Here is an 828-nt window from a genome sequence, read left to right as displayed (position 1 = left end):
CGGTGCCCCGGTGCTGGTGCACGCGGCCACGCGCAGCGTGCCCGAGGCTGCCGCGGTGCCGGTGATCGACCTCGACCGCCCGAGCTGGCTGGCGCAACCGGCGCAGGCACCTGTGGTGATGGGGCTGACCCCGCGCCACCTGGCCTACGTGATCTACACCTCCGGTTCCACTGGCCTGCCCAAGGGCGTGATGAACGAGCACGCCGGGGTGGTCAACCGCCTGTTGTGGATGCAGGACGCCTATCAGCTCGGCGGGGACGACGTGGTGCTGCAGAAGACCCCGTTCAGCTTCGACGTGTCGGTATGGGAATTCCTCTGGCCGTTGCAGACCGGCGCCCGCCTGGTCATGGCCCGGCCCGGTGGCCACCGCGACCCGGAATACCTGCGTGAAGTGATTCGCGCCGAACAGGTCAGCACCTTGCACTTCGTGCCGTCGATGCTGGACGTGTTCCTCGCCCATGGCGCGGTGCAGCCCGAACGGCTCAAGCGCGTGTTGTGCAGCGGCGAAGCCTTGCCCGGCGCGCTGGTGCGGCGCTTCCAGGCGCAACTGCCGACAGTCGAGCTGCACAACCTGTACGGCCCGACCGAGGCGGCGGTGGACGTCAGTGCCTGGCACTGTGTGACGGCGCCGGACAACACGCCGATCGGCAAGCCGATCGCCAACACCACGCTGTATGTGCTGGACGGCCACGGCCAGCCGGTGCCGCAGGGCGTGGCGGGCGAGCTGTACATCGGTGGCGTGCAGGTGGCCCGTGGTTATCTCAACCGTGCCGAACTGACCGCCGAGCGCTTCCTCGACGACCCGTTCGGCACCCGCCCGGGCGGGCG

Annotated in this window: 1 protein-coding gene; it reads left to right on the top strand. The window is 69.7% G+C overall.

Annotated elements, in window-relative coordinates; translation table 11 throughout:
• Positions 1-828, top strand: an 828-nt coding sequence (locus NGM28_RS28435; RefSeq protein WP_252092549.1) for an AMP-binding protein, incomplete at both ends; no start/stop codon positions are given.

The organism is Pseudomonas sp. MWU13-3659 (assembly GCF_023757525.1).
GTDB lineage: Bacteria > Pseudomonadota > Gammaproteobacteria > Pseudomonadales > Pseudomonadaceae > Aquipseudomonas > Aquipseudomonas entomophila_E.
Note: the sequence above shows the minus strand (reverse complement) of the source record. Positions and strands in the feature narration are given on the sequence as shown.